This window comes from Devosia sp. LjRoot3 (assembly GCF_964252865.1).
GTDB lineage: Bacteria > Pseudomonadota > Alphaproteobacteria > Rhizobiales > Devosiaceae > Devosia.
Genome location: NZ_CAXUPK020000002.1, coordinates 531,271 through 552,941, shown reverse-complemented (window position 1 = coordinate 552,941; position 21,671 = coordinate 531,271). Strand labels below are relative to the sequence as shown.

Genomic DNA, 21,671 nt, shown 5'->3' with positions numbered 1-21,671 from the left:
CCGGACATCGAGCTGAAACGCGAAAACAGCTCGGTTACATTGTGAGCATCGTCCATCCTGACGACGCGCCCATGGCAGCTTTCTACCGTTCGGGACAAAATGTCGAGCATGCGCCCAATTTCCGTGCGGGATTGGCACTCAGGCAGATGCATCGCGATTTGCCACTCGCAGCAGGAGACACCGAGCGCCTATGCCTGCCCTCCGGCGGCGCACCGCAACGGGACACCGTCCCGCAACAGCGAATGATCCGGCCCCTTACCGGCACCAGAAGCCGTCATTTGCTGGCCGTGGTGCGCTATTTCGCGCCACGGATCCACGCGCCCAAAACACAGATCAAACGCCAGTAATCATCGATACGATCTCGTTCTTGTCGGTCTTGGCTGTCTCGCGAACCCCGATCTGTTTGCCGCGGCGCAACACGCAGATGCGGTCGGAGAGGCGGAAAACCTGATCGAGGCTGTGGCTGATAATCAGCACGCCGATATTTCGCGATTTGAGCGCCGCTACCGTCTTTTCGACCTTGGCGGTTTCCGCGACGCCCAGCGCGGCGGTCGGCTCGTCGAGCAGAACCAGTTTGCGCGCCCAATGGGTGGCGCGGGCGATGGCAATGCCCTGGCGCTGGCCGCCGGAGAGATCGCTGATCGTGGCATGGGCCGAGGGAATGCGCACGTCGAGTTCGGTCACGAGGCGTTCGGTTTCGGCGATCATCTGCCGTCTGTCGAGCACGCGGAGCGGGCCCTTGGTCAATTCGCGACCGAGGAACAGGTTCATATAGACCGGCTGTTGATCAACCAAAGCGAGGTCCTGATAGACGACCTCGATGCCATGCTCGCGTGCCTTGGTAGCGTTGGGCATGGAGACTTCCTGGCCGTCGATGCGGATGGCGCCCGAAGTCGGGGCATAGACCCCCGAGATGATCTTGATCAGCGTCGACTTGCCGGCGCCGTTGTCGCCGACAAGGGCCACGACTTCGCCCGCCCTCACATCGAGGGAAAAATCCTCGATGGCGACAATGCCGCCAAAGGCCTTGCGGATATTGCTCAGCTCCAGCACGGGAGCGCTTGCGGTATCGAGCATCGTTCCCTCCTAAACCGGCCAGCTTTCGGGCTCGCCAAACCCGTTTTCGATGCTTTCCACCTTCGGATTGCCCGAGGCGATGCCTGACACGCCGACCACATAGGCGCGGGTGACAAAAGCCTGTCCACGAAAGCCGAAGACAGCCGTGTCGCCGGGGCGCGGCGTGCGGGCGGTCGTGGCGTCGATCATGGCATAATAATCGATGGCCGAGGGGGGCGGGATTTCGACTTCGAGGAGAGCAGCAGCGTCGGTGGTAGGTTCGGGCGAGACCAGGGCTTTGACCGGATAATCGGCGAAGATCGGGTCGATGTAAAAACCGCCACCGAAGCAATAGGCTTTTCCGCCGGAGAGGTGGGACACTTCCGTGAGATAAAGCACTGCCGGCAGCTCGGGCAGGTCTTCCACCACATGCAGGGCCGTGGTGCCGTGAATGCCATTGCCCGGTTCGCACTGGGTGGCGCCGGCTTCGGCGAGGCCTTTCAGCAGCACCGAAGAGGTGGTGCCGGGAGCGTTGATTTCGATGTCGCGCCGCCCAGCACGACGGAGGGCTTCGGCTGCGCGGGAGAGCGTGGTCAGGTTCGGTGTCGGTTTAACCTTCCGGCTCTCGTGATCGAAAAGCAGCGCTGGGAAAGTGGTGATGCCGGCAAAGCGGCCGCCCTCGATGCGGTCAAAGCCATTGGCCACGTCCGCAATATCGGCAGCGTCGAACCCCCCTTCGTGGCCGCGATAGAACGTGTCGCCATCGGCCTTGATGCGCGCGAGGAGGTTTTGGCGATAGCCCGCCTTGTGTGCGGCGCGGCCAGCTTCATGGGCCTTCTCGGCGTTGAACACTGTCCAATAGTCGGGCCTGAACGTGCGCGCTGCGGCATCCGCTTCGGCGCGAGCGACTTGCGAGAGATGCCCAAGATGACCGACCCTGATGCCGGCGCGGTGGGTAGCGCGGGCACAGGCCATATCAACGGCAACAGACTTCTCGATGCCGCCGCGTTGTACGGCGTGACAAAAACTCGAAGCGCGGCCGACCTGCTTGGTCATGGCGAAAATCTTGAGCCCGTTCTTGTCCGCTTCGCTCTTGAGCGTGCGGGCATTGGCTTCGACCGTGTCGAGATCGAGCACGTAGGAATTGGCCGGGATCTGGCCGGACTGGTGCAGCGCCATGGCTGCTTCGATGAAGCGCGGATTGCGGCGGCGGAGAACGTCGAGAAACATTGTTGTACCTCAGCGAGTCTTTTCGCGCAGCGACACGGCGACTGCGACGAGAATGATGAGACCGCGAACGATCATCTGATCGGAAACAGAAAGCCCCATGAGGATGAGGCCATTGTTGAGCATGCCCATGAGAAGCGAGCCAACTAGCGCGCCGATAACGGAGCCCTTGCCGCCGTTGAGCAGCGTGCCGCCGACGATGACCGCAGCGATGACCGTCATCAGGTCGGTTTCGCCCAGCGTATATTTGGCGGCCTGGAGGCGGCCGGCGTAGAGCAGGCCGGCAAGACCAGCCAAGCCACCGCTGATCATGAAAACCCAAAGGCGGATGCGCGAAACTTTTATGCCTGTGACCTGCGCGGCGCGGGCATTGTCGCCGGTGGCGAGAACATGGGCACCAAAGCGAGTCTGACGATAGACGACATGGCCGATGGCAACGGCAACCACGGTCCAGATGACGAGAGAGGGAACGCCGAAGAGCGAGCCTGAGCCGAAAATGCCGGTAAAGAGCGGGTCGGTAACTGGGATGGAACGCAACTGGGTGAGCGAGCGACCAATGCCGGCAACGAGGCCCATTGTGGCGAGGGTCACGAGGAAGGACGGTAGGCGCAGCCAGGCGATGAGCACACCATTGATGGCGCCGACGAGGAGACCCGCACCAAGCCCAGCAAGAATGCCGACAGGAAGAACGACATCGGGCATGGCCGCCATGGCCATGGCGGCGCAGAGGGCAGAAACAGCAACGGTCGAGCCGAACGACAGGTCTATATCGCCCGCCGACAACACGAAGACGAGACCAATGGCCATGATCGTCGCGGGCGCCGTTTGCAGGATGATGTTGACGAGGTTGCGCTGGGTCAGAAACCCGCTATCGCGCAGCATTACGGCAAAGAACAGGAATATGGCGAGAAACCCGACATAGACGACATATTGCTGGAGATTGATCCGCGCGAGCAGGGATCGGACAGGACTTGCCGGGGCGGCCGGATTGGACGCGGACATGGCGAGATTTCCTTGCATGGGTGGCCGGGCAGCGGACTGCCCGGCCGAGCCAAAATATTACTTTGCGCTCAACACCGAAGCGGGCGCATCGCGATGCAGGGACTGTTGCCAGCCCTCGGCGACATTGTCGGCGGTGACCGTCAGAGCCGGGGCAACCACGAAAGCCGGCACCTCTTCGCCGAGCAGGCCCTTGAGACCGGCAGCGGCCATGGCGCGACCAAGCTCATAGGCTTCGTCGGCGACGAGACCGACGACATTGCCGCCCTTGACCATATCGAGCGCGACCGGCTCGGAGAGATCCAGTGTAACAATCTTGGTCGTGGTATTGCCGGCGCTGCGCAGAGCCGCGAGCACACCATCGGCCGGTTCGGCCCAGGTGACATAGATGCCGTCGAGATCGGGGTTTTGCAGCAGCATGGCATTGGCCAGCTCTTCGGCGCGTGCCGGATCGGAAATGCCCTGTTCGGCGACGATTTCGATGCCGGGAAAATCAGCCTCGATCGTGGTCTTGAAGGCGTTGTCGCGCTGATTGGTCACATAATAGTCGGCGTCGTGGAAAATCCAGCCGACCTTGCCTTCACCGCCAATGGCTGCTGCGAGGACATCAGCCGCCTGCTTGCCCATCTGGAAGAGATCGTCGGTGACGATGGCCGCATAGTCGGCGCCGTGGACATAGCCGGCGGGCAGGTTGGAGAGGAAGACCAGTTCCGCGCCGGCATCCACGGCACCGCGGAAGGCTTCGGCCGAGGTGACCGGATCGAGCGGTAGCGACAGGATGACATTGGGCGAGGCGGCCAGCGCAGTTTCAATGTCCGAGCGCTGCTTAGCGGCGTCGAAACCGGCATCGGTGGTGACGACGACATCGACACCTGCGCGGGCGAATTCATCATTGGCGCCAGCGGCGACGGCATTGATGAAATCGGACGAGGTATGCCAGAGGAGGGCCGCCTTATAGCCCTTGCCCTGGAGCGCGGCGATGTCAGCCTCGGTGAGGACGACTTCCGAGCTCGGCGTAGCGGTTTCGCCATTGGGCCCGATGGTCTGGGCCAAGGCGGGTGATGCGATAAGCGTACTGGCGAGCAGGGCAGCCGCCATAGTTGTGGTCTTCATCTCATTCTCCCTTGATGAAAATCCTAGTTCCCTTCCACCCCGCAAAAGCGGGTCATGAAATCGGCAAAGGCCACGACGCCAGCGAGATATTCCTCGACGCTGACGCGCTCTTCAAAAGTGTGGCAATTGCTGATGTCGCCCGGCGCGCAATAGACCGCCGGGATATTGAGGCCATTCACGAAGAACGGCGTCTCCGACCAGAAGGGCGCCCCCTCGGCGCCGCCCCGGCCGGGCATGGCTTGGCCCACCGCATCGCCCAGCATGGCGAGGGCAGGATGGTTCGGGTCGATCTCCGCTGCCGTGCCGCCTAGCGCGTGATCGCGACCGGCGGGATAGGCGATGTCGACTGAAATTTCGGGATCGGCAATGGCGCCGCGAATGACGGCTTCGAGTTCGGCCGCCGCCGCGTCGAGGCTTTCGCCGGGCAGCAGCTTGCGGATCAGCGACAGATTACAGCGCTCGGGCACCGCGATGAAGCCGCCGCCATTGAGCGTGGTGATGAGCAGAAAGCCACGGCCGACAAGCGGATGCTCTGCACGCGCCGAAATGGCGTCGGAATGGGCCCAGAGCGCGGACATGACGGCGTGGCTCGCCTTGAGGGCGTCGCGGCCAAGTTCGGGCACGCCGAAATAGGCCGATTTGCCTGTGATAGTAATGTCGGCGATGAAAAAGCCGATCTGCGCGGCATAGACCGCGAGCTTGGTCGGCTCGGTATAGACGACGAAATCGGGCCTTGGCAGCTCGCCCGAGGCGATGCGGGCGGCATGAGCCTTGACCCCGGCAGAAATGCCGGTTCCCGGCTCGCCACTTTCCTCGTCGCCGACAAAGGCGAAGTCGACATCGCCCTTGAGTTTTATTCCGACCCGATCGAGGAGGCTCAGCGCGGCAAGGCTGGTGCAGATGCCGGCCTTGAGATCGCCGGAGCCACGGCCCCAGATTTCACCATCGATGAGCGGGGCACCGAACGGGTCTTCCCGCTGGTCGCCGGCCCAGTGCTCGCGCCACCCTTCGACATGAACGGTGTCGGTGTGACCGATAAAGAGCAGGCGCTTTCCCGAGCCGCTGCCTTTGCGCGTGCCCCAGACATTGGGGCGGCCGGGGAGGAAGTCGGCGGTTTCAACGTTGCCGATGCCGCGCGCCCGCATCTGCTCGGCGAGGTAGGAAACGAAATTGGCTTCATTGCCGGTGACACTCTCCCGGCCAATGGCGCCGCGCAGAAGCGCGATGGCGTCATCCTGATCGAGCGCCGCGCGCAGTTGATTGGCCAGGACACTCATTTGAGGGCCTCGCGCATGGAAACGGCATTGGCCGGCGGCAGGGAAATGCGGGATTCCGGTGCATCAGCGCCAAAGAGCGTATTGTGCAGATGGCTGAGGCCAATGGCCGTCGCCCCCACCAGGGCTGCGTGGTCGCCCAGCTCGCTGGCTTCGACCACGACGGGATAGGGGAAACAGGCAGGCAGGACGCCAATCACCCGCGCCACCAGTTCCTTGCGGCTACCGATCGAGCCGCCGAGAATGACCTTGTCGGGATTGGTGATGGCGGCGATGGCGCCGATGCCACGCGCCAGAAGCCGCGCTGTTTCATCGAGTACCTCGACGGCATTCGCATCACGCGCATTCGCCATCTCAAAGATCGCGGGTACGGTGGAGTCGAGGCCGGCGAGCGCACGATAACGAGCGACGATGCCATAGGACGCCGTCAACCGCTCGAAGGCGCCGGCACGCAGGGATTCCGGTTCGAAGGGATCGGCGCCGAAGGGCAAAAAGCCAAGTTCGCCGGCCGCATTACCCGCGCCGCGCACCAATTGGCCATTGACCATCAGCCCGCTACCAACGCCAGTGCCCAGCGCGATATAGGCCAGGTTATCGAGCCCCTGCCCCACGCCGAGCCAGCTTTCGCCCAACACGGCCAGGTTGACGTCGTTCTCGAGCATGACATCGCAGCCCAGCACTTTTTCCAGCGCCGAGGCCACGTCCATCTTGTCGAACCCGGCAATATTGGGCGCCAACAGCACCCTGCCGGTCTTGGCCTGCGGCGCGCCGGGCACGCCCACCACGGCAATGCGCAGCTTGTTCATCGGGACGCCGCCCTGTTCAGCGACTGCCCTCATGAGACGACCAATCTGGGAAATGATGGTCTCACCGCCCTCATGGTGCGTCGGCTCCATCATTTCGGCGATGACGCGGCAAGCAAGATCACAGATCGCAACGCGCACCTTGGTGCCGCCAAGATCGACAGCACCAACATAGGCGGCCGAAGGGATGACCTCGTAAGTGACGGCGGTGCGCCCCACATGCCCACTCGTCCGGCCAGTTTCTCGAACCCAACCCTCGTCCTCAAGCTGCCGCATCACTTCGGAAATGGTCTGCTTGGAGAGGCCCGTTTGCTTGGCTATGGACGCTCGCGAGATGGGGCCATTTTGCACAATGGCTTCCACGACAGATCGCAAGGAGAACTGGCGGGCAATGTGGAGTGGGTTACTCAAGGCGCAATCCATTAGTTCGGTCTGTGGACGAACTATTATATTCGCCAGCGCATGAGTCAATGGGTCGCTTCATTCGCGTCCGAATTTTCTGTTCGACCTCACCCTCGTGGCAGGACCAAGACGGCTCCAAATCCACGACAGATGCCGCGCCTTATCCGGCACTTGATCCGTGAAAACGGTCTCGATAGGCCTGTGGTGCGACGCCGAGATGCTGAAGAAAGGCTCGGCGCATGGTCTCTGTCGAACCGAAGCCGCATCGGACGGCAGTTTTGGTAACGCTCGCCCCTTCCTCCAGACATCTGCGAGCATTCTCCATCCTGATCAACTGGACACCTTCGGCGGGGGTACGACCTGTCCCCTGCCGGTAGCGTCGGCAGAGCGTGCGAACGCTCATGCCGGCCTTGTCGGCCAGCGTCTGCAGCGACAAATCACGGTCGAGATGTGCCGCAATCCAGCCGTGCAGTGCCTCAAAAGTCTCATCGGCAGACTGCAGGGCAAGCGTAGTGCTGAATTGTCCCTGCCCGCCTGGGCGCTTGAGGAAAACGACAAGCTGGCGCGCTACCGCCAGCGCCAGCGGTTGGCCGTGGTCCGCCTCCACCATTGCCAGGGCAAGGTCGATTCCTGCGGTGACGCCGGCCGATGTCCAAATCGCACCGTCCCGCACGAAGATGGGGTCCGGATCGAGCAAAACCGCTGGGTATCGGACTTTGAACTCGGCACAACGCTGCCAATGCGTCACAGCCTTTCGTCCGTCCAGCAAGCCGGTTTCAGCAAGGAGAATAGCCCCGCTGCATACCGAGGCTGTTCGCATTGCGAGCGGAGCGCGTCGGCGTATCCAGTCGATCAGTTCGCCATTCTGGCGTGCCGTATCCACACCGTATCCGCCGGAAACGATAAGGGTCCCAAGTGTACCAGTGCACGATCGCGCATCGTTCGTTTTCAGACCTATGCCCGAGCTGGTCACGACCTCAGGCTCAAGCGACACAAGGGCTATCTCATAAGGCTTGGGCTTTCCGGGCGGCGTCAGGTCGTTGGCGGTAGCAAAGACCTGGGCGGGCCCGGTCACGTCCAGAATCTGCCCCTTGTCAAAGGTGAGGATTTCTACGCGATGGGCAAGTCTGGGTAAGATTGGCATGAAATGAGCGATGGTTGGCATTATGGCCAATTCGTCTCGCGATAGTGTCCTGGCGTCAATAGAGGAACGCGCCATGACTTTTCATTTCGGCATTCTTTGCTTTCCCGGTGTCCAGCAGCTCGACCTGACCGGCCCATACGAGGTGTTCGCTTCCGCGCGGAATGCGACGGTCCATCTCGTCTGGAAGGATCTCGAACCTATCCGCTCGGCGACCGGACCAGTGCTCATGCCGGACACAACATTTGCTGATGCCCCGTCCTTCGACGTTCTGTGCGTACCCGGCGGCCGTGGCGTCAACGCACTTCTGCACGATGAGGAGGTGCTTTCCTTTGTCCGCGAAAAGGCAGCAGCGGCACGCTTTGTGACCGCCGTCTGCACCGGATCACTTGTCTTGGGACGGGCCGGGTTGCTGACGGCGCGACGCGCGACCACTCACTGGAATTCGATGGATTTTCTGCCCCGCCTGGGCGCAACACCAGTCGAGGAGCGCGTCGTCAAGGATGGATCCGTCATCACCGCTGGCGGCGTGACTGCGGGCATCGACTTCGGCCTAGGATGGGCAACGACGAGGCCCAAACGATCCAGCTTTCACTCGAATATGCTCCGGCGCCACCCTTTGACTCCGGCACACCGGCGACGGCTCCGCGTTCAATTGTTGACGCCGCCAGGGCCCGCATGGCCGCGTCCCGACGAGAGCGGGAGGCGTTGCTCGGCTGACGGAGCATCCTCGTTCAGTCACTCGTTAGATAGCCGGTACATCGTTCACGCGAACGCTCGCCAAAAGCGGGTGGCCGAACTGGGCCTCCCTCTGCAAAAGCTCCTGCCGCACTTTCCAGACGACGAAAGCATCATGAAAAAGCGTTCCCCTTCGACCAACCTGGTCTGGTCTACCCTTGCAGCTCAGAGTTCCGAACAGATTGCTCTTGCCGCAGGCCCGCTCGTGGTAGTTGTCGTCCTTGGCGGCGGGGTGGCAGAGACCGGCATCTTGCAGATGGTCCAGACCCTGCCATTCTTGCTTCTAGCTCTGCCGATCGGCGTGCTGGTCGATCGCGCTTCGCGCAAGAACTTGATGATCATGTCCGAACTGGTGCGGGCAGCCACCGCATTCGCGATCATCATCGCGCTCGCCCTAAACGTTTTGAGCGTTCCGCTTCTGGCGATACTGGGTTTTGTCGGCGCCATCGGCACTCTGACTTTCAGCATCGCCAGTCCGGCACTACTCCCCTCAATCGTTGCGCCCGGCGAGCTTTCGCCAATGAACCGCAGACTGGAACTGGCGCGCAGCGCCGCCTTCGTCGCCGGCCCTCCCCTTGGCGGAGCCTTGGTTGGATGGACCGGAGCGCCATTGGCCTTTGCTGCGGCCATGACCGCATCCATTCTTGCCATTCTGCTCTTGAGCCCGCTCCACGAACCCCAGAGGGTCTCGCCGACAAAGCGCCGCATCTGGCCTGAACTGGTGGAGGGCTGCCAGTTCGTTATGCACCACCATCTGCTCCTGCCGATTGCCGCAACAGCGATGCTGTTCAACATTGGCTGGTTCGTGCTCCAGGCCGTATTTGTTGTCTTTCTGATCGATCACCTGGGATCAAACCCGGGCATGGTCGGCCTGCTGTTTGGCTTCTATGGCGTGGGCATGATTGTCGGCGCAGTGGCGGCCGCACCGCTCTCTCGCATTTTCAGTCTGGGAACACTGATTGCGATCGGACCATTGGGAGGGTGTCTCGGCTCGGTGCTCGTTCTGTTGACGGTCGCAGCACCCAGCCTGCTGCTGATCGGCGCCGCCATGTTCTGCTTCGGCTTCGGTCCGATCCTGTGGTCGATCAACACCACGTCCCTTCGCCAGGTCGTAACGCCTTCCGCCATGCTGGGGCGGGTGTCTGCACTGCTAACCCTGGCGACGTCGGGGGCGCGGCCATTGGGAGCCGGGCTTGGCGTCATAATTGCAAGCGTTGCTGGCATGGAAGCTTGTCTGGCCGCATCCGCCCTGTGCTTTTGCTTGCAGCTGTTCATCATCCTCTCGTCAGCACCAGCGCGCCTCCGCATCATGCCTGAAGCGGCTAGCCCAGCAAGCGCCCTTCTCAGCCGTTGAGGGCAGGGAGCGGGCAGGCTACCCTACGCATCGGCGTCGTCCCAAACTAGCCTTGGAAAATCGCTCTAACTCGCGATTTCGACGGCCCGACGACCAGCAGCGGGACCTAGCTATGAAAGCACTCGTCGTTGTCTCCCACCCCTCTCCAGAGAGCTTCAACCACGCGCTGGCGGACGCGGTGCGAAGGACATGGACTTCCTTTGGATGTGATGTGGCTTTCCATGATCTCTATCTGGAGCAGTTCCAGCCCCTTCTAACAGCCAAAGAGGCGCGAGGGGCTCCCTCGTTTGATCCCCTTGTACAAGCACATATCGCCCAGCTGCGCGAAAGCGACCTTCTCGCCGTCGTACACCCCAATTGCTGGGGAGCACCGCCCGCGATGATGAAGGGCTGGATTGATCGCGTCTTCGCGCCAGAAGCTGCCTACACCTTTGCCAAAGGTGCTGACCAAGGAGATGAGTCGATCGGGCTGCTGAAAATGCGCGCTGCACTTGTGCTTAACACCGGCAACACCGTTCTGGAACGAGAGCAGAACCATTTTGGTGATCCCCTTGATCGGATCTGGCGGCGCTGCATCCTGGACTTTTGCGGCGTCCAAGAGGTCAGCCGCGCCCTGTTCGGCGTCGTGGCAACCAGCTCACCCGATCAAAGGGCAGCATGGTTGCAACAAGCCGAAGCGATGGCGAGGGACGTCCATTGGGTAGCCGCACAGACGCAACGTCCAAGCCCAGCATAGTGATATTGCAGATGACCACCGCCGAGATCGCAACCTCGGCAGGTAAAAGTCCAGCAAACGCAGCTTGTTAGCTCCATCAATGAGATGGAATGGCGCGCCCGAAGAGATTCGAACTCCTGACCCCCAGATTCGTAGTCTGGTGCTCTATCCAGCTGAGCTACGGGCGCGCATACCGCTAAAAACGCGGCGGGCATTCGGTGTTGAGCGGCTCGCTCTTCCGAAGCGAGGCAACCCATATAGCGGTGTTCCGCGCATTGCAAGCGTGTGACAAAAGCTTTTTGCGTTTGCACTCAAAGGCTGTGAATATCTTTCGGCAACGTCAGCACAAAGCGCGTGCCCGGCTCGTCCATATCCACATGTTGCAGCGTGCCGCCATTGGCCTCGGTCAATTCGCGGGCAATGGCGAGCCCAAGACCCGTACCGCCAGCTCGGGCAGACCCTTCAAAAGCAACGAAAAGATACTCCCGCGCACGCGGCGGCAGGCCAGGCCCATTGTCGGTCACGCTGACGTTCGCAATGGCGTCTTCTGCATCTGCGACCACATCGATGCGATATTCGCCTGGCTTCTGGCTGGCCTCCAGCGCTTCGCGGGCATTCTTGAGTAGGTTGACAAAAACGCGCGTCATTTGCCCCGCATCGACAAAGACGACGAGATCATCGGGTACCGCGCTCGAAAAGGTGATCGTCGGATGGCCCGCGATATGAGCTTCAAAAGCGGCATCCTCGACGAGTGACTTGAGGCTGACCGGCGTGGGTTGCGGTACGCTGGCGGCCTCGCGCCCATAGTCGAGCACCGATTGGGCAAAGCCGATGGCCCGGTCGAGCGTCGTCACGAGGCGTGGCGCCAGGCGCTGCACTTTTGGGTCATCGAGCGTCGCCACCTGGTCGGAGAGCAATTGCGCCGAGGTCAGCGTGTTTCTCAGGTCATGATTGATTTTGGCGACCGCAAGCCCGAGATCGGCCAGATGCCGCTGCTGGCGCAGCATGGCGAACAGCTCGCTTTCCATGGCCGAAAGCTCGCGCTCAAGCGTTCCGATTTCGTCGGCGCGCTGCGTCGGCGCCAGAATCAGCGTGGCGTTCTCCGGCGCTTTGCGGAATTTGAGGATATTGGTGGTGAGCCTTTGCACCGGCAGGATGAAGAGCCGGCTCACCAGCATATAGAGGGCAAAAGCCGTAACCGCAGCAATGCCAAGCGAAGCCAGGACGATATTTCGGGAGTAGTCGATCATGTCGCGGCGTAGCGGCTGCTCGGACATGAGGATTTCAACAAGGCTCTCGTCGAGGTCGCCCTCACCCACGATGCGCAGGGTTCGCCCCGGCCCGGCAAAGAGCGTATCAAGCGCGCCGATGATCAGGCTCGGCAAGTCACGCTGGCGCATGTCGGCGGTAACGACACTTTCCGGCGTCACCGGCTCGGCAAGCTCGATGAGCTGGCTTTGGCCGGCGCGGCGATAGACGATCGCGTAGGCGCCGGCGGAGGTCAGCAGGCGATCTGTCAGGCTGCGCGGCAAGGCCATGACGTCAGGCACGGCATCGAGCACCCGCGCCGCCACAATGCCGACACGCAGCCGGTCATCGAGCCAGGAGGCGCGAAAGGTGGCCAGCGAGGGCAGGTAGACGATGACTTCGACGAGCAGAATCACCGCGATGATGGCGGCGATCAGCTTGTTCGAAAGACCGGAAAACCGGCCCGGTGTGACATTGGATTCGTCTGTCATCGCGACTCGATCATAGGAGATGACAGGCCCGGGCGTCAGCCCCTCGGCCTAAAGCCCCAGCCAGCGCCGTAGCGTCCGACCACCCTGCCCTTTAGTCGATACGTTTCGGGCGGCGAGATAGTTCTCTCCAAGACGCGAAAAAACCTCGAAAAGACTGGGACGCGGCAGCGGCAGATCGGCCAGGCCGGCAAGCCCGATCTTGCGGCTCATGGCCAGAGCCAGAGTTCCGGCCAATTCAGCCGCAAAGGGATCGACCACGCAGGCGCGCTGGATCTGGCCCTTGCCGTCGAGCGTCAGCTTGACGAGACCGCGGTCATTGCCCATGGCCGCCGCGCGATCGTTTTCCGCCATGTTTTCCCGCAGGATCGTGTCTCCGGCGCGAGCCTTGCCGGCCCGCGGCGCGAGCGGCCCGATCTGGGCGATGCCAGGTTCAGTTTCGACCAGGCGCGGAACAGGGAAATCCACATTGCTTCGGCGCCGCCCCAGCAGGGCGTCGACCGCGGCGCGCCCATGCGCACGCGCTGCACTCCAGTCTTCCTGGCCAGCAGCAATGCCGACGGGGCGAATGGTCCGGGACGAATTGGCGCCCGGTCTCAAGCGCGCCTTGGCAATGTCGAGTTCGCCGAGGTCAACCTTTCGGCCCGCCGATACCAGCACATGGGAGGCATCGAGCGTTTCGCGAACACCGCCTTCCGCCTCGATCTCGATGCCGATGCCCTGCGAGCGCTTGTTGATCGCTACGACGCGCGCGCCCGTCCGAACCGATATGCCTTCATCGGCAAATGCCGCCAGCAGCAACGAAACCGCTTCGGGATCGAAGTCGGGCAAAAGCGGCCCATGCGGCACAAGCGTCACTGCCGCGCCAAACCGGCGCTGCAATTGAGCCTGCTCGACCGCGGCGGCATCCGAGCCGATTATGACGAGGTGCGTGAGCTTGCGCTGGTTTTCGAGGATCGAATCCAGCGTGAAGACGTCAATATCGCCAAGCCCCGGAATATCGGGAATGGCAGGCGCTCCACCGATGGCGATAACGATCTTGCCCGGCTTGATGGTGATATCACCCACAAGTACCGATCGCCCATCGACGAAGCTGACCGCGCCCCGCATCACCGTGACGCCCTGCGCGGTAAGAATCTCGGGCGAGGTCGCCCGGATGCGATTCTCAACCAGCCGCGTCGCGCGCTCGGCCACCTGCTTGGCAGAAAGCTTGAATTCGGACGCACCCACGCCCAATTCCGGCGCGCGCCGCATGTCCTGGGCCCGTTTGGCGCTTTGCACGAGCGAAGCCATGCGTAGCGCCTGCTGCGCAGCATCGCCCTGCTCAGGCCGGTCTCGATCGGCAAGAACGACGCTGGCGCCAAGACGCCGCGCATAAAGGGCCAGATCGACACCGAGCGTCCCGGCACCAATTATGCAAAGGTCAGGAGATGTGGACACGAGCCAGATTCCGCGGCGGGCTAAACAATGGCCCACTTATGCGGTCATATAAGGAGCCTGACAACAGGCTGGAAAGCACAAGGTTTGGGCCCATCGCGCGTTGACTTGGCCTATGCTTTTCCCTATAGACGCCACGAACAAAGCTGGCGCGCCCTGCCCGTCGGCCGGACAAGTTTATGCGCATATGCGCCAGATATAGAGGAACCGTGCTTAAGCGCGGTTGAAAGTCATGAAGCGTACTTATCAGCCCAGCAAGCTCGTGCGTGCTCGCCGTCACGGTTTCCGCGCCCGTATGGCCACCAAGGACGGTCGTGCGATTCTGAACCGTCGTCGTCGCGACGGCCGCAAGAAGCTCTCGGCCTAAGGCTGTTGGCCGGATGACGGCCGACGCGCAAAAGGTCGCGACATTGCGCCGTCTCCGGCGGCGCTCGCAGTTTTTGAGGGCAGCCCGGGGCAATCGCGCCGGGCGCTCTGCGTTTGGGCTGCAGGTTATTGCAGCCGAAGACGAATTGCCCGGCGTGGGCTTCACCGTCACCAAGAAGGTGGGCAATTCGCCAGAGCGCAACCGCATGAAGCGCCGTCTAAGGGCTGCTGCGGCAGCGTGTGCCGATGACTTTCGGCCCGGCCATGACTATGTGCTGTTGGCAAGGCGCGAGGCCCTGAGCTCGCCCTTTGCCAAAATGATCAAAGACCTCAACGGTCTCATCGCCAAAGTCCATGACACAAATGTGCGTGACACAAAGGCGGATGATAATCGGACAGGGACCGGGCGTGGCCCACGGAACGCGACACCATGAATTCTGATAATCGCAATGTGATTCTTGCCGTCGTGCTGAGCATGCTCGTGCTGTTCGGCTGGCAGTTCTTCGTTGCCGGACCGCAGATGGAACGCCAGCAGCGGCAAAATGAAATTGCCGCCCAGCAGCAGGCTGAACAGGCCGCTCTCGCTGTGCCCGCGACCAGCGCCGATGGCACGCAGGTGGCCGCCACCGACCAGCCGCTTTCCTCGCAGACCTTTGCCGACCGCCAGAGTGCCATCGCCGCCTCCACGCGCGTCGCGATCGACACCGAGGACCTTTCAGGCTCGATCAACCTGACCGGCGCCCGCATCGACGACCTGCGCCTTGAAAAATATCGCGAAACCGTCGACCCCGATTCTCCGATCATCACGCTCCTGAGCCCCTCGGGGGCGCCGGGCGGATACTATATCGAGCACGGCTGGGCTCCGGCCGCCGGCGCCACGGTCACCCTGCCCGACGCCAACACCGTATGGACGCTGGAAGGCGACGCCACCACGCTGACCGCCGCCACCCCGGTGGCGCTGCGCTACGACAATGGCCAGGGCCTGATTTTCCGCCGCACTATTGCGGTCGATGATCGCTACCTCTTCACCATCACCCAGTCGGTTGAAAATGCCGGCACGGGCGATGTTGCGCTCTTCCCCTATGCCCGCGTCGTGCGCCAGGGCACGCCCGCCGTGCAGAATTTCTTCATCCAGCATGAAGGCCCCATCGGCGTTCTGGGCACCTATAACTATGTCGCGCGCAAGTACCACGACCTCCAGAACGAGCGTCAGGTCGACTTCTCCTCGACCACCGGCTGGCTCGGCATTGCCGACAAATATTGGGCGACCGCCGTGCTGCCCAAGCCCGACGCCGCCATCAATGCGCGCTTTGCCTATTCGAGCCAGGGCACCCTGCCCATCTACCAGTCCAACTATGTCGAGACCCAGCCGGTTGTCGTTCCGGCCGGAGGCACGGCAACGAGCGAAAGCTATGTTTTTGCTGGCGCCAAGGAAGATGCAGTCATCTCCGCCTACCAGACCGAGCATGGCTTTGACCGTCTCGAACTGCTGATCGACTGGGGCTGGTTCCACTTCCTCACCAAGCCGATGCACTGGCTGCTGGTGACGCTCTACGGTCTTCTCGGCAATTTCGGTCTCGCCATCCTTGCCGTGACCGTGATCGTCAAGGCGCTCTTCTTCCCGCTCGCCAACCGCTCCTATGCGTCCATGGCCGCCATGCGCCGCGTGCAGCCGGAAATGAAGGCAATCCAGGAACGTCTCAAGGACGATCGTCCGGCCCAGCAGCAGGCCATGATGGAGCTGTACAAGAAGGAAAAGATCAATCCGCTCTCGGGTTGCTGGCCGATCCTTATTCAGATCCCGGTCTTCTTCGCGCTCTATACGGTTATCTTCATCTCCATCGAGATGCGCCACGCGCCGTTCTTTGGCTGGATTCAGGATCTTGCCGCGCCCGATCCGACCAACATCTTCACCCTGTTCGGCCTGATCCCGTGGACCCCGACTGCCCTGCCCTTCATCGGCTCGTTCCTGCATCTCGGCATCTGGCCGGTGATCATGGGCATCACCATGTGGGTGCAGATGAAGCTCAACCCGCCGCCGCCGGATCCGACCCAGGCGATGATCTTCAACTGGATGCCGATCATCTTCACCTTCATGCTCGGCGCCTTCCCGGCCGGCCTCGTGATCTACTGGGCCTGGAACAATACGCTGTCGGTGACCCAGCAGTGGTTCATCATGAAGCGCCACGGTGCCGAGGTGAACCTGTTCGGCAATATCCTGGACAGCTTCCGCAAGAAGCCCAAGCCGGCAGAAAATTCAAAGAGCTGACGACATTCCCGCACCATTCGGGGCCCGCTGGAAAACCCAGCGGGCCTTGTCTTTGAGGCCGAGGACCACATGACAGAAATCAATTATCCCACCGACCTCATCGAACGCGGCCGCCTGATGTTTGCGCGCCCGATTCTGTTCACCAAGGGCTGCGTCAGCCTGGCCGACCTGCCGCCCATGGATCGCGTTGAGATCGCCTTTGCCGGCCGTTCCAATGTTGGCAAGTCGAGCCTGATCAACGCGCTCTGCGGCACGTCCAATCTGGCGCGCACCTCCAACACGCCGGGCCGTACGCAGGAACTCAACATTTTTGAGAGCCAGAGCGAAAACCTGCGCATCGTCGACATGCCCGGCTATGGCTATGCCAAGGCGCCGGAGCCGAAGGTGAAAGCCTGGACCAAGCTGGTCCATCAGTACCTGGTGGGCCGCGCTACCCTGCGCCGCGTCTATGTCCTTATCGACAGCCGCCACGGCCCCAAGGACAATGACATCAGCGTCATGAACGAACTGGACCACGCGGCCGTGAGCTATCAGGTCGTGCTGACCAAGGCCGACAAGCCCAATTCGGAGGATGTCGAAAAGGCATTGGCGGCCACCCGCTGGGCCATTGCCAAGCGTCCCGCCTCCCACCCCCATGTCCTGCTCACCTCCAGCGAGAAGGGCACGGGCATTAAGGACTTGCGGACCGAAATCGCCATGCTGCTCGCCAGCAGCGGCGTATAAGACAAGAAAAAGGCGCATCCTCTCGGATGCGCCTCTTTTGTTTCTATTCGTTCCGATCAGGCAGCGTAACGCGCCTGCACTCTGGCGGCGCCCAATTCGAACACCGCAACAATCTCGTCGAGCTCAGCGGCCTGGTTTTCCGTCTGTTCGATGGCGGCATTGGTTTCTTCCACCAGTGCCGCATTGTGCTGGGTGATTTCGTCCATCTGCCGTACGGCGGTGCTGACTTCCCCAATGGCGATAGCCTGCGAACGGCTGGCCTCAGCGATCTCCCCGATAAGCTTCGCACTCTCGCGCACCGAGAGGTTGAGCGTCGAAATTTGCCCCGCGATCTGCATGACAACCTGCGTGCCGGCCTGCACTTCGCCAGCGGAAATCTCGATCAGCTGCTTGATCTCGGCCGAGGCTTCGGCCGCCGACTGAGCCAGACGCCGCACTTCAACCGCGACCACGGCAAAGCCCTTGCCAGCTTCGCCGGCACGCGCGGCTTCCACCGAGGCGTTGAGGGCAAGCAGGTTGGTCTGGAAGGCGATGTCATCGATCATGCCGATGATATTGGAAATCTTCGACGAGGACGTGGAAATCTGTTCCATGGCCTTGTTGGCCGCCTCCATGGCCGAACCGCTCTCAACGGCGATGCGCGAGGCATTGCCCACCGAACGGTCGGCTTCCTGGGCGCGATGAGCGTTCTCGGTGACGGTGCTGGAAAGGCTCGAAACCGTCGAAGTCGTCTGCTGCACCATGGCCGCCTGGCGGCTGGTGCGCTCGGCGAGATCGTTGGAGCCGGCCAGGATTTCACCGGTGGCGGTCTTGAGGCGATGCGAGGTTTCCTGCAGGCGCCCCATCACATCAGTCAGCCGATCGGCCACCGCGTTGGTATTGTCCTGCAACTCGGCAAAAGCACCCTGGAATTTGCCGGTCACTCGCTGGCTGAGATCGGCTTTGGCCAGGGCCGAAAGCACGTGCCCTGTATCCGTCAGGCCCTTGTCGACCGCGTCAAGCAGCGCATTGACCTCGGCGGCGAGGCTCTTGAGTTCTTCCTGAGAATAGTCGGCCGCAACACGACGGCTCAGTTCGCCAGCCATGACGGCGTGGATCGTGTCCTTGAGATCGTCGGTCAGCCGATCCGATGCACGGCGGCGCTGACCGCTCTCGGCATTGCGCTGCTTGTCGGCGTTTTCAAGCGCCGCCTGTTCGATCAGCGCGCCACGGAAGCTGGTGAAGGCGTCGAACATGACGGTGAGTTCGTCCTGCACCTTCTGGACCGGAATATCGACCTCGGTATTGCCCTTCGCCAATTCGCCGGTGATCGTAACCAGCTGATCGAGGCGCGCCGAAACCACCTTGCGGAAGAAGAGGAATACGGTGAAACAGCCTGACGCCGCGCCGACACCGGCGAGGATCAGCGTGATGATGGCAAAGCTCTGGGCACCCGCCAACCGCGTGAGCCCTTCCTGCATGTCTTCAAAGACCGACTTTTCAAGCGCCGTCGCTTCGACAATGACGCTGTCATAAGCGGCGTCGAACGCGGCGTCGGCGGCAGACCCTGCGCCTTCATCGCCCTTGCCGAGATTGGCATAGCGCTGTTCGGCAGCCGTTCTGAAATCAACGAGCGATTGCAAGACCTTGGGACCGGCCGCCTGGACGGCAGGATCTTCCGAAGCAAAATAAACGGCGCCGGCAATATCGTCGCCCTGTTCGATCGCCGCGAGATAGGCTTCGGCCGTGTCGAGATAGGCCCAGACATTGGCGACGTCTTCGCCGGCATCGCCCATCATGATTTCTTCGAAATAGAGATGGGCAGACGTCGCGTTGAGCTTGATCTCCATGGCCGCCTTGACGTGCGGCGAGAGGAGCGCGCCGACCTCGTTGCCGCGATCCCCGAGGGATTTGGCGGCGAGCAGCGCGAGGCCGCCGAGTGCCGCGACGACGACACCGAAACCGAGAAAGACGATGACAAGTTTTTTGGTGATCGAGAACCGGCTGAAGCGGAACATTGGATGAGACCTGGGGCAGGATTTATTGCCCCCAGCCTCACCGATCTTGGTTAATGCCGCCTTGATTCCAGCAGCTTACGCGGCGTTTCCGCGAAAGAACTTGCCGATATAGTCGGCCGTTCGAGCGCTGTCCGAGCTTTGCGCAAAAGATGCGACACCCTGCTCGACAACCTCGTCGGGCGCGCGGCCACGGCGCAATTCGACCAAAGCCAGGGCATAGTCATCGAGGAATTCAGGATGCGGCTGAAAACTTAAAGCCTTGCCGGACTTGTAGAAAAGGCCGGCATTGGGCGTGAAGTCCGAGGCGAGGATCACCTCGGCTTCGGCCGGCGGCACGATCACCTGGTCCTGATGCGAACAGGCGATGGCCAAGGTTTCCGGGGCGCCGGCCATGAAATCGGGGCGGCTCGCGACGCGATAGGCATGGCGGCCGAGACCCCAGCCTTTCTCGGACTTTCGGACATCTCCGCCCAGCGCATCGGCCATGATCTGGTGGCCGAAGCAGATGCCAAGCATGGGCGTCTTGGCCGAATAGGCGCGGCGGATGAATTCGCGCAGCGGCGGCAACCAGTCATGGTCCTCATAGACACCGGCCGGCGAACCGGTGATGACAATGCCCTCTATGCGTGAGGGATCGGGTAGCAGACTGTTGTCATATGCGGTCACCACCTCGTAGCTAAAGCCATTTTCGGTGCTGTCGAACATGCGTTCGAACATGGAATGGTAGGGACCGAAATTATTGCGAAGCGGTTCGGGGACATCCCCGGTCTGGATGATGGTGAGGCGCATCTGGTTTTTTGGTGTTTTGGAGCTTGGCCACACCTAGCGAGGTTCGGGGCTGGAGATCAACACCGTATCACCTCAACCCAGCCATGCCGCCCCTTCAGGCGGTCGGCTCAAAACGCAGCGCCAGGCCATTGATGCAGTACCGAAGCCCGGTCGGGGCCGGTCCGTCGTTGAAGACATGCCCCTGATGGCCACCGCAATTGCTGCAATGGACCTCGGTGCGAACCATGCCCAGAGTATTGTCCTCGGTCGAGCCGATGGCGCCGGGAACAAAGTCCCAGAAGCTGGGCCAGCCGGTGCCGCTGTCGAACTTCTTTTCGGATTCGAAGAGGATCTGGTCGCAGCCGGCGCAATGGAATTTTCCGGCCCGATGCTCGTCATTGAGCGGCGAGGTGAATGGGCGTTCGGTGGCTTCGTGACGAAGGACGTCATACGCCGCCGGATCGAGCTTTGCCTTCCATTCTTCGTCTGTGAGCTTGAACGGGAAGTCACCCTCGGCAGCACGCGGTTGGCTTGCCGAGCGCCAGAGGGAGAAGACCGAGAGCGCGGCCACGGCCGTACCGCCCAAGAGAACTGCGCGTCGGGTAAGCTGCATTTTCATTGTCTCCCTGCCCCCAGCATAGACCAATCCGGAGTGAACTTTCCTCAAGAAAGCGAGAGGCCCCGCCCGGGGGAAGCGGAGCCTCATGACCTCATTCGGCGGGATGCCGAAGAAGGTTACATCTTCGGGGTCAGCACCGCGTCGATGACATGGATGACGCCGTTGGACTGGATCACGTCGGCAATGGTGACATTGGCCACGGTGCCGTTTTCATCGGTGATCGTCACCTTGCCGTCAGCAGCCTTGAGGGTCAGCTTGCAGCCACCGACCGTGTCGGCGATATGCTCGCCACCATCGGCTTCGACCATGCCCACGATGTCGGTGGAGAGCGCCTTGGCCGCGATGACATGACAGGTCAGAATCTTGGTCAGCATGTCCTTGTTTTCGGGCTTCAGCAGATTTTCGACGGTGCCGGCGGGCAGAGCGGCGAAAGCCTCATTGGTCGGGGCGAGAACGGTGAAGGGGCCAGGGCCCGAAAGCGTTTCAACAAGGCCGGCAGCCTGGACGGCAGCAACCAGCGTCGTGTGATCAGCCGAATTGACGGCGTTTTCGACGATGTTCTTGTCGGCGAACATGGCAGCGCCGCCGACCATCGGATTGTCCTGGGCAAAGACGGAGCCGCTGAGAGCGCCAAAGGACAGAATTGCCGCGACGGATACGGCGCGCAGGGAAATGGTCATTTGGGAGTTCCTTCCTGTTTTATTTCTTGCCCGATCATTTTCGGGTCACAGGGAGGTACGGAGGGGTAGCCGGGGGAGTTTCAGGATTTTGGGCGGTATATTTTTCGCGAATTCTGAAACTGTTTGGGGGGAAGTTTCGTATGCGCGGGCGGCAACGCTCTCAACCACCGAACGTCATCCTCGGGCTTGACCCGAGGACACTTCGCGATGCAGGGCAAAAGTAGGGGGCCCTCGGGTCAAGCCCGAGGGTGACG

Annotated in this window: 20 protein-coding genes, 1 tRNA gene and 1 pseudogene; 8 read left to right on the top strand and 14 right to left on the bottom strand. The window is 61.7% G+C overall.

Annotated elements, in window-relative coordinates:
* Window positions 1-71: 71 nt before the first annotated feature.
* The gene (locus tag ACSQ2A_RS09765) at window positions 72-347 is read left to right on the top strand and encodes a hypothetical protein (protein WP_295415324.1); all 276 of its coding nucleotides are present in this window, start codon (window positions 72-74) and stop codon (window positions 345-347) included.
* Here ACSQ2A_RS09765 and ACSQ2A_RS09760 read toward each other — a convergent pair.
* From ACSQ2A_RS09760 to ACSQ2A_RS09730, 7 genes are all read right to left on the bottom strand, one after another.
* Window positions 334-1,077, bottom strand: a complete 744-nt coding sequence (locus ACSQ2A_RS09760) for an ATP-binding cassette domain-containing protein (RefSeq protein WP_436072054.1) — start codon at window positions 1,075-1,077, stop codon at window positions 334-336. The genes ACSQ2A_RS09765 and ACSQ2A_RS09760 overlap by 14 nt on opposite strands.
* A gap of 9 nt (window positions 1,078-1,086) precedes the next feature.
* Window positions 1,087-2,286: an alanine racemase gene (locus tag ACSQ2A_RS09755; protein ID WP_436072053.1), complete on the bottom strand. Its 1,200-nt coding sequence runs from the start codon at window positions 2,284-2,286 to the stop codon at window positions 1,087-1,089.
* A 9-nt stretch (window positions 2,287-2,295) separates the two neighbouring features.
* Window positions 2,296-3,285, bottom strand: a complete 990-nt coding sequence (locus tag ACSQ2A_RS09750) for an ABC transporter permease (RefSeq protein WP_436072052.1) — start codon at window positions 3,283-3,285, stop codon at window positions 2,296-2,298.
* A gap of 57 nt (window positions 3,286-3,342) precedes the next feature.
* Complete coding sequence (locus tag ACSQ2A_RS09745; RefSeq protein WP_436072051.1) at window positions 3,343-4,395, bottom strand: substrate-binding domain-containing protein; 1,053 nt, start codon at window positions 4,393-4,395, stop codon at window positions 3,343-3,345.
* Between the two features lie 23 nt (window positions 4,396-4,418).
* Window positions 4,419-5,672 carry a M20 family metallopeptidase gene (locus ACSQ2A_RS09740; protein ID WP_436072050.1) on the bottom strand — a complete coding sequence of 418 codons (1,254 nt, stop codon included), beginning with the start codon at window positions 5,670-5,672 and terminating at the stop codon, window positions 4,419-4,421.
* Window positions 5,669-6,883, bottom strand: coding sequence for an ROK family transcriptional regulator (locus ACSQ2A_RS09735; RefSeq protein WP_436072049.1), 1,215 nt, complete (start codon window positions 6,881-6,883; stop codon window positions 5,669-5,671). Before ACSQ2A_RS09735 ends, ACSQ2A_RS09740 begins: the two co-directional genes overlap by 4 nt.
* A gap of 151 nt (window positions 6,884-7,034) precedes the next feature.
* Window positions 7,035-8,039, bottom strand: coding sequence for a GlxA family transcriptional regulator (locus tag ACSQ2A_RS09730; RefSeq protein ID WP_436072048.1), 1,005 nt, complete (start codon window positions 8,037-8,039; stop codon window positions 7,035-7,037).
* 52 nt (window positions 8,040-8,091) lie between these two features.
* Here ACSQ2A_RS09730 and ACSQ2A_RS09725 point away from each other — a divergent pair.
* From ACSQ2A_RS09725 to ACSQ2A_RS09715, 3 genes and pseudogenes are all read left to right on the top strand, one after another.
* Window positions 8,092-8,735, top strand: a pseudogene (locus tag ACSQ2A_RS09725) (DJ-1/PfpI family protein).
* Window positions 8,617-10,107 (top strand): MFS transporter, encoded by a 1,491-nt coding sequence (locus tag ACSQ2A_RS09720; RefSeq protein ID WP_436072047.1) that lies wholly within the window; start codon window positions 8,617-8,619, stop codon window positions 10,105-10,107. The pseudogene ACSQ2A_RS09725 and the gene ACSQ2A_RS09720 overlap by 119 nt, the downstream one beginning before the upstream one ends.
* 112 nt (window positions 10,108-10,219) lie before the next feature.
* Window positions 10,220-10,843, top strand: a complete 624-nt coding sequence (locus ACSQ2A_RS09715; RefSeq protein ID WP_436072046.1) for an NAD(P)H-dependent oxidoreductase — start codon at window positions 10,220-10,222, stop codon at window positions 10,841-10,843.
* A 90-nt stretch (window positions 10,844-10,933) separates the two neighbouring features.
* Here the strand turns inward: ACSQ2A_RS09715 and ACSQ2A_RS09710 are convergent.
* The 3 genes from ACSQ2A_RS09710 to ACSQ2A_RS09700 form a co-directional block, all read right to left on the bottom strand.
* A tRNA-Arg gene (locus ACSQ2A_RS09710) sits at window positions 10,934-11,010 on the bottom strand.
* 123 nt (window positions 11,011-11,133) lie between these two features.
* Window positions 11,134-12,561 carry a sensor histidine kinase gene (locus ACSQ2A_RS09705; RefSeq protein WP_436072045.1) on the bottom strand — a complete coding sequence of 476 codons (1,428 nt, stop codon included), beginning with the start codon at window positions 12,559-12,561 and terminating at the stop codon, window positions 11,134-11,136.
* 48 nt (window positions 12,562-12,609) lie between these two features.
* Window positions 12,610-13,998: an FAD-dependent oxidoreductase gene (locus tag ACSQ2A_RS09700; protein ID WP_436072044.1), complete on the bottom strand. Its 1,389-nt coding sequence runs from the start codon at window positions 13,996-13,998 to the stop codon at window positions 12,610-12,612.
* A gap of 229 nt (window positions 13,999-14,227) precedes the next feature.
* Between ACSQ2A_RS09700 and rpmH the strand changes: the two genes are divergently transcribed.
* The 4 genes from rpmH to yihA all read left to right on the top strand — a co-directional run bounded on the left by rpmH (window position 14,228) and on the right by yihA (window position 17,353).
* The gene (gene rpmH / locus ACSQ2A_RS09695; RefSeq protein ID WP_035077916.1) at window positions 14,228-14,362 is read left to right on the top strand and encodes a 50S ribosomal protein L34; all 135 of its coding nucleotides are present in this window, start codon (window positions 14,228-14,230) and stop codon (window positions 14,360-14,362) included.
* 13 nt (window positions 14,363-14,375) lie between these two features.
* Window positions 14,376-14,795 carry a ribonuclease P protein component gene (gene rnpA / locus ACSQ2A_RS09690; protein WP_295415351.1) on the top strand — a complete coding sequence of 140 codons (420 nt, stop codon included), beginning with the start codon at window positions 14,376-14,378 and terminating at the stop codon, window positions 14,793-14,795.
* Complete coding sequence (gene yidC / locus ACSQ2A_RS09685) at window positions 14,792-16,630, top strand: membrane protein insertase YidC (protein WP_436072043.1); 1,839 nt, start codon at window positions 14,792-14,794, stop codon at window positions 16,628-16,630. The genes rnpA and yidC overlap by 4 nt, the downstream gene beginning before the upstream one ends.
* Before the next feature lie 69 nt (window positions 16,631-16,699).
* Window positions 16,700-17,353 carry a ribosome biogenesis GTP-binding protein YihA/YsxC gene (gene yihA, locus ACSQ2A_RS09680; RefSeq protein ID WP_295415353.1) on the top strand — a complete coding sequence of 218 codons (654 nt, stop codon included), beginning with the start codon at window positions 16,700-16,702 and terminating at the stop codon, window positions 17,351-17,353.
* Between the two features lie 56 nt (window positions 17,354-17,409).
* Here yihA and ACSQ2A_RS09675 read toward each other — a convergent pair whose 3' ends face one another.
* The 4 genes from ACSQ2A_RS09675 to ACSQ2A_RS09660 all read right to left on the bottom strand — a co-directional run bounded on the left by ACSQ2A_RS09675 (window position 17,410) and on the right by ACSQ2A_RS09660 (window position 21,417).
* Entirely contained in the window at window positions 17,410-19,350 is a 1,941-nt protein-coding gene (locus ACSQ2A_RS09675) for a methyl-accepting chemotaxis protein (RefSeq protein ID WP_436072042.1), read from the bottom strand.
* A 75-nt stretch (window positions 19,351-19,425) separates the two neighbouring features.
* Window positions 19,426-20,139 carry a type 1 glutamine amidotransferase gene (locus ACSQ2A_RS09670; protein ID WP_436072041.1) on the bottom strand — a complete coding sequence of 238 codons (714 nt, stop codon included), beginning with the start codon at window positions 20,137-20,139 and terminating at the stop codon, window positions 19,426-19,428.
* A 94-nt stretch (window positions 20,140-20,233) separates the two neighbouring features.
* Window positions 20,234-20,731 carry a peptide-methionine (R)-S-oxide reductase MsrB gene (msrB, locus tag ACSQ2A_RS09665; protein ID WP_436072040.1) on the bottom strand — a complete coding sequence of 166 codons (498 nt, stop codon included), beginning with the start codon at window positions 20,729-20,731 and terminating at the stop codon, window positions 20,234-20,236.
* Window positions 20,732-20,853: 122 nt separating this feature from the next.
* Window positions 20,854-21,417, bottom strand: coding sequence for a fasciclin domain-containing protein (locus ACSQ2A_RS09660; RefSeq protein ID WP_295415357.1), 564 nt, complete (start codon window positions 21,415-21,417; stop codon window positions 20,854-20,856).
* Between the last annotated feature and the right edge of the window lie 254 nt (window positions 21,418-21,671).